We start from the raw sequence: 6,399 nt of genomic DNA, 5'->3' as shown, positions 1-6,399 counted from the left end.
TCGAGGCCTGGGCGTCGATCAAGAGCTTCAAGCCCAAGGATCAGGGCGGCAACGATCAAGGGAAAGATCCGCCGCCGCCGTCCGCCGGCGGGCGCAACGTCGAGGTCGACTTCAGGGGGCAGGCGCGCTCGAACGAGACCCACGAAAGCACCACGGACCGAGAAGCCCGCCTCTACCGCAAGGGTCCGGGGATGGAGGCCAAGCTCTGCTTCATCGGCCATACCCTGATGGAGAACCGCTCCGGCCTGATCGTGGACACCCGCCTGACCTTGGCGAACGGTCACGCCGAGCGGATCGCGGCCTTGTCGATGATCGAGCCAAGGGCGGATCGGCCCAAGGCGATCTCGGTGGGTGCCGACAAGGCCTATGACGCCGAGGACTTCGTCAACGAGCTCAGGTCGATGAACGTGCGCGCGCACGTGGCCCGGAACACCAACGGCCGCCGCTCCTCCATCGACGGACGAACCACCCGCCACGCCGGCTACGGTCGGAGCCAGAAGATCCGCAAACGCATCGAGGAGGGCTTTGGCTGGATCAAGACCGTCGGCGGCCTGCGCAAGGCCCGCTTCAAAGGCCGCGACAAGGTCGGATGGGCCTTCGCCTTGACGGCTGCGGCCTACAACCTCGTCCGCCTGCCAAAGCTGCTCGGAGCTCCGGTGTGAGCGTCCTGGGCAAGTGCCGGATCGTCGAGCTGCCCGGCTACGAGGACGACTACGCCGATATGGTCGAGCCAGCCTACATCCTCTTCGAGGACGGCCGCGGTGCGTTCGCCTTCGGGTGTGTCACCGGAGCTTTCGCTGGCGGAGCCACCCGCGGGAGTGCACGCGCCGCCATCGCGTTCGACTGGAATGGCAATGACGAGATGGACGCGGTCTGCGGCTCGGGATCGGCCGAGGTCCAGGCCGACGGCTCGCTTCGCGGCGAAATCCGCGTCCACCGCGGCGACGAAATCCCCTTCATCGCCTGCCGTTGGCCGACTTCTTCAACACCCTGCTAGAGCAGCGTCCCGCGCAGGATCAGCATCGCCACGGAGAAGTAGATCACGAGGCCCGTGACGTCGACGAGGGTGGCGACGAAGGGGGCCGAGGCGGTGGCGGGATCGAAGCCGAGGCGCTGCAGCAGGAACGGCAGCATCGAGCCGGTGAGCGAGCCGAAGGTGACGATGCCCACCAGCGCCGCCCCGACCGTGGCCGCCACCAGGGGCCAGTGCACGCCGTAATCGTAGAGCCCGGTCTTCTGCCAGACCACGATCCGGACGACGCCGATCGCGCCCAGGATCGCGCCGAGCACAAGGCCCGTGGGGAGTTCGCGCAGGGCCACCCGCCACCAGTCGCGCAGGCGCACCTCGTGCAGGGCGAGGGCGCGGATGAGGAGCGAGGTGGCCTGGCTGCCGGAATTGCCGCCCGAGCTCATGATCAGCGGAATGAACAGGGTCAGGACGATGGCCTTCTCGAGCTCGCCCTCGAAGCCCTGCATGGCGGTGGCGGTCATCATCTCGCCGAGGAATAGCGCGCAGAGCCAGCCCGCCCGCTTCCGGATCATCGTGGGGAAGCGGATGTCCATGTAGGGCTCGGGCAGCGCTTCCATGCCGCCGAAGCGCTGCACGTCCTGGGTCTGCTTCTCGACCATGGCGTCGATCATGTCGTCCACCGTGACGATGCCGATGAGATGGCCGACCGCGTCGATGACGGGCAGGGCCAGGAGGTCGTATTTCGAGATGAGGCGGGCCGCCTCCTCGCGGCTCGCGGTGGGCGAGACCGCCAGGGGGCGGCGGTTCGGCGCCACCGAGAGCACGTTGTCCTCAGGCCCGCCCGTGATCAGCCGGCGCAGGGGCACGGCCTTGGTGAGCGCACGGGTACGGGGGTCGAGGACGAAGATCGCGTAGATGGTCTCGCGCGTCTTCTCCACCTGCCGGACGTGATCGAGGGTCTGCTGGACGGTCCAGCTGCCCGGCACGGCGACGAACTCCGTCGTCATCAGCGAGCCGACGGTCTCCTCCCCGTAGGTGCTCAGCCGGTCGACGGCACCGCGGGTCTCGGCGTCGAGGCGGGCGCGCAGGTCCGAGCGGCCCGGCTCCTCGATCTCGCGGAACAGGTCGGTGATGCGGTCGGCCGACATGCCCGACAGGAAGGAGGCGACCCGGTCGCGCGGCAGCATCTCGATGATGTCGGCGGCGCAGTCGAGCTCGGGCTGGTCGAGCACCTCGATCGCCCGCTCCACCGGCAGGCCGAGCAGGATGGCGGCGGCGACCTCGGGAGCCTCCTCGTTCAGCGCCTCGACGATGTCGGGTGCGCGCTCGTCCGACAGGCGGGCGGCGAGCACCGCCGGATCGATGCCGGTCGGGAAGGAAGCGATCTCGTTCATGGGCTCACCTCGCAGGGCGCGCGATCCGGCCGTGTGGGGCCGTCCCGCATCGGGCCGCCGGGGCCCGGTCGGCGGGCGTCAGGCGGAGGGTGCGGAGGCGGCCGCGCACGGCGCGGGCGATCGGTCTGGATTGTCGCTGGGCATCGGAATCGTCGAGAGGGAGTCGAGGCGTGCCGCCCGGTGGGTCGTGACCCCCGCGCGGGCTCGCTCGGCGGCGCGTCAGTGCGCCTCCCCTCCCCGGGGCGTCAAGCCGAAACCGGCGCCGGCCGGATCTTTCCTGCGCAGCCGTGCCGTCGCGCCCTCGCCACGGCTGCCGCCCCATCGAGCGGCAGGCCGTCGCCGCTGCCCGGTTCGAGCCGGGTGGCCGGCACCATATCACTGGTTTTCCTGTTCGAGGACGACGGATGGACCCGGCGGACGGGGCATGGCCGGCACGTTCTCGCGATCCTATGAGAAATATAAGTGTAGTGCCCGCTTGTATTGTGCCCAACACAACGGCATATCGAGAGGGTCGAACACGAAGGAGTTTCCCATGACCTGGACCGCCCCCATCGTTTCCGAGATCTGCGTCGGCATGGAAGTCACCAGCTACGAGTCCGCCGAGATCGATCCCTTCAACTAAGGCCCGTCCTTTCGAGGCACGTCCTTAGTCGCAAGGCGGATCGAACCCGATCGGGTTCGGCTTTCACCCCCAAAACAAGCCAGGAGAGACGTCATGAAGTGGTCTGCCCCCATCGTTTCCGAGATCTGCGTCGGCATGGAAGTCACCAGCTACGAGTCCGCCGAGATCGATCCCTTCAACTAAGGGCGATCGCGCGGTCCCGCCCGCGGGACCGGCTGATCCGAGGGGGCGTTATCCGAAAGGGTGGTGCCCCTTTCGTTTGCGTGCGGCGTGCCGGGTGCCGGTGATCCGTTCGGTCCGCGCAGCGCCTCGGCCAGGACGTCGATGGCCACTCGGACGCGGGCCCGCATAGCCGCGCCGCCGCCGACGACCGCGTGGACGGCCTCTCGATCCTGTGGATTGAAGCGCTCCGGCAAGGGCACCCGGCGCCCGCTCGTGAGTTCGTCGGCGATGCAAAAATTTCCGACGCGGGTGATGCCGCCTCCGCCGTCGGGATGGAATCGCGCTGGGTCGCCGCCCCGCTCATCCTGCTCTGGGGCGTCGCGAGCTTTGCCCTGGTGCCGCCCCTGCAGATGCGGGCGATGGCGGAGGCCGGCGCGGCGCCCAACCTCGCCTCGGCGCTGAATGTCGGCGCGTTCAACCTCGGCAACGCCATCGGTGCGGCCCTCGGCGGGCTCGTGATCGACCTCGGTGGCGGCTATCCCGCGGTCTCGGTGGCAGGGGCCGCGATGGCGGCGCCCGGTCTCGCCGTCATCCTGGTCCTGCGGCGCGGTCAGCGCATCGGCGCCGCGCCGGCCTGTCCTCGAGGCGTGCAAGTCACAGGCCGAGGCCGAGCTGGCGCGGTTCGGGAGCCGGACCGTGCTCCAGGCCGGACAGGGAGACCCCGAGGAGGCGTACGCTGCGCCGCAGGGGGAACAGGTCGCGCAGGAGGGCCAGCACGGCCTCCTCCAGGGCGGCGCGGTCCGGCACGAAGCCGGGCATCGAGCGCGCCCGGGTGATCTGCTCGAAATCCGCGAACTTCACCTTCAGCGTCACCGTGCGGGCCCGGACCTCCTTGGCGGTGGCGGCCCCCCAGACCTTGTCGAGGATCGGCGTCAGGCGTCCGGCGAGCACCGCGTAGTCGGCCGAATCCTCCGAGAAGGTGTTCTCGGCGCCGATGGACTTCCGGATCCGGTTCACCCGGACCGGGCGCGCGTCGATCCCGCGCGACACCCCGTGATAGTAGGGCGCCGAGGCGCCGAACCGCGCCGTCAGGGTCTCGAGGCTGAGGGCGCGCAGGTCGCGCCCGGTGAGGATGCCGAGCGCCTTCATGCGGGCCTCGGTGACGGGCCCGATGCCGTGGAAGCGCCCGATCGGCAGGTCCTCGACGAAGGCCGGCCCCATGGCGGGGGTGATCACGAACAGGGCGTCGGGCTTGCGGAAATCCGAGGCGACCTTGGCCAGGAACTTGTTGTAGGAGACGCCCGCGGAGGCCACGAGCCCGGTCTGCGCGCGGATCGAGGCCCGGATCGCGCGGGCCACCGCGGTGGCGGTCGGCAGCCCCTGCCGGTTCTCCGTCACGTCGAGATAGGCCTCGTCGAGGGCGACGGGCTCGATCAGGTCGGTGTGCTCGGCGAAGACCGCCCGGATCTGCTCGGAGATCGCCCGGTAGACCTCGAAGCGCGGCTTGACGAAGACGAGGTCGGGGCAGAGCCGGCGGGCCGTCACCGAGGGCATGGCCGAGCGCACGCCGAAGGTCCGCGCCTCGTAGCTCGCCGCCGCCACGACCCCGCGCTCGCGCGATCCGCCCACCGCCACCGGCCGGCCCCGCAGGGCGGGATCGTCGCGCTGCTCCACGGAGGCGTAGAAGGCGTCCATGTCGATGTGGATGATCTTGCGGATCGCGCCCGCGTCGTCCGGGTCCATCGCGGACGCCCCTCCCGATCGGTTGCCCACCCGTGTTCGTGGTCTGTTCGCAGATTCCCGGTCCGGCCGTGGGAATCAAGCCCGGCATCCCCGCGATCCACCGCGGAACCGACGCAGGCGCGGCGGGGCTCGCCGTGGAGGCGGGCGTGCCCCATAAGGGCGCCGAGACCACGCGGCGGACGCCGCACGACACGCGGCGCCCGCGCTTCGCGACCCGCCCGAGGACAGGCACGTGAACATCACCCAGCTCACCCACCACGACCTCGACGGCTACGGCGCCTCCACGGTGGTCGGCCAGTTCGCCGACGTCGCCCGGATCGTGCACGTGCCGCGCTACTCCGATGTCGGGCCGGTGGTCGAGACCGAGCTGAAGCGCCTCGGCAAGACCGCGGCGCCCGAGATGATCCTGATGACCGACCTCGGCCTCGAGGCGGTGGCGGTGACGTTCATCCGCAACTTCGCCGCCCTCAACCGCCGGCGCGAGCCGGAGGCGCGCCACCGCCTCGTCGTGCTCGACCACCACGCCTCGTCGGTGGACCAGCTGCGCGACCAGCGACTGGCGCCGCAGGCCGATCCCGAGGTGCCGGGCCTCCTGCGCTTCGACCTCGAGGACCCGAACATCGTCGTGCTCATCGACGAGGCCCGTTGCGCCACCCGCATGGCCTACGAGCAGCGGGCGCTCTACGCGACCCGCGCGGCCGGGGAGGACCCGATCCTCGGCGCCCTGGTGACGGCGGTGGACGCGGTCGACCTCTGGCGCAAGGACCGCCCGGAATTCCGCAGCGGCCTCAGCCTCGACGAGATGTTCTGGGACAACGTCTCCAACCTCGTGCCGATCGGACATCCCTGGCACGACCGCTTCGTCGGCGACCTCCTGCTCGGAGTCGCGCGCCTCCTCGGCGACGGCGCGTCCCCGGCCGTGATCGAGGGCCGGGTGCCGGCCCTGCGCAAGGCCATCCTCGACGCCTACCTCGCCGACGACGAAGGCGACGACCGCACCCTCACCACGCGCATGCGCATCGCCCGGGTGCTCGCCCGCTCGGACCTGTTCCATCCCCTGTCGGACGGGACGCTGATGTCCTTCGGCCTCGATTCGGGCACCTTCCAGCGGGTCTCGGACCTGATCATGGAGAGCGGCCGCGCCAGGCGCGTCCTCAACGTGCAGCGGGCCGGCACGATGTCCTTCCGCTCCAACAACGAGACCGCCCTCGACGGCGCCCGGCGCTTCCGCGGCGGCGGGCACAAGGACGCCGCCGGCGGGAAGCTGACCAGCGGCTCGGCCTTCTCCCTGGCGGACGCCATCGCGCAGGTCGAGCCGGTGCTCAACCCGCCGGCGGCCGACCCGGCGCTGAGCCCGTTCGCGGCCCTGAAGAACTGGAAGGGTTGAGGCGGACGATCCGGCGAGGCGGGGGCGGTCCGGGCACGTCCCGGCTTGCTCTCGCGCCGTCGCGGGGACGCCCTTGTGTTTCTCGGCTTGAGCCGATTCTGCGTGACCCGCACTCGTCGCC

General features: G+C 70.5%; 7 protein-coding genes. 5 read left to right on the top strand and 2 right to left on the bottom strand.

Features of this window, described 5'->3' with window-relative positions:
• The coding region (locus tag ACLBWX_RS14660; protein WP_447676051.1) for an IS5 family transposase at nt 1–662 on the top strand (662 nt) is incomplete at its 5' end.
• The gene (locus tag ACLBWX_RS14655) at nt 659–997 is read left to right on the top strand and encodes a hypothetical protein (protein ID WP_447676050.1); all 339 of its coding nucleotides are present in this window, start codon (nt 659–661) and stop codon (nt 995–997) included. The genes ACLBWX_RS14660 and ACLBWX_RS14655, both read left to right, overlap by 4 nt.
• Here ACLBWX_RS14655 and mgtE read toward each other — a convergent pair.
• On the bottom strand, nt 994–2,364 hold the full coding sequence (gene mgtE / locus ACLBWX_RS14650; RefSeq protein WP_447677764.1) for a magnesium transporter: 1,371 nt from the start codon (nt 2,362–2,364) through the stop codon (nt 994–996). The genes ACLBWX_RS14655 and mgtE overlap by 4 nt on opposite strands.
• Nucleotides 2,365–2,896: 532 nt before the next feature.
• Between mgtE and pqqA (ACLBWX_RS14645) the strand changes: the two genes are divergently transcribed.
• Both pqqA (ACLBWX_RS14645) and pqqA (ACLBWX_RS14640) read left to right on the top strand, forming a co-directional pair.
• Nucleotides 2,897–2,986: a pyrroloquinoline quinone precursor peptide PqqA gene (gene pqqA / locus ACLBWX_RS14645; protein WP_447677763.1), complete on the top strand. Its 90-nt coding sequence runs from the start codon at nt 2,897–2,899 to the stop codon at nt 2,984–2,986.
• A gap of 93 nt (nt 2,987–3,079) precedes the next feature.
• Complete coding sequence (pqqA, locus tag ACLBWX_RS14640; protein ID WP_056182869.1) at nt 3,080–3,169, top strand: pyrroloquinoline quinone precursor peptide PqqA; 90 nt, start codon at nt 3,080–3,082, stop codon at nt 3,167–3,169.
• A gap of 633 nt (nt 3,170–3,802) precedes the next feature.
• Here the strand turns inward: pqqA (ACLBWX_RS14640) and dinB are convergent.
• Nucleotides 3,803–4,891 (bottom strand): DNA polymerase IV, encoded by a 1,089-nt coding sequence (dinB, locus tag ACLBWX_RS14635; protein WP_447677762.1) that lies wholly within the window; start codon nt 4,889–4,891, stop codon nt 3,803–3,805.
• Between the two features lie 232 nt (nt 4,892–5,123).
• Between dinB and ACLBWX_RS14630 the strand changes: the two genes are divergently transcribed.
• Nucleotides 5,124–6,278 carry a dimethylmenaquinone methyltransferase gene (locus tag ACLBWX_RS14630; RefSeq protein ID WP_447677761.1) on the top strand — a complete coding sequence of 385 codons (1,155 nt, stop codon included), beginning with the start codon at nt 5,124–5,126 and terminating at the stop codon, nt 6,276–6,278.
• Nucleotides 6,279–6,399 lie beyond the last annotated feature (121 nt).

It is taken from the genome of Methylobacterium sp. M6A4_1b, assembly GCF_053345175.1.
Note: the sequence above shows the minus strand (reverse complement) of the source record. Positions and strands in the feature narration are given on the sequence as shown.

Excerpts from the sequence above, each read along its gene's own strand:
- pqqA (WP_056182869.1), top strand. The coding sequence starts at position 3,080 with ATGAAGTGGTCTGCCCCCATCGTTTCCGAGATCTGCGTCGGCATGGAA.
- mgtE (WP_447677764.1), bottom strand. The coding sequence starts at position 2,364 with ATGAACGAGATCGCTTCCTTCCCGACCGGCATCGATCCGGCGGTGCTC.
- pqqA (WP_447677763.1), top strand. The coding sequence starts at position 2,897 with ATGACCTGGACCGCCCCCATCGTTTCCGAGATCTGCGTCGGCATGGAA.
- dinB (WP_447677762.1), bottom strand. The coding sequence starts at position 4,891 with ATGGACCCGGACGACGCGGGCGCGATCCGCAAGATCATCCACATCGAC.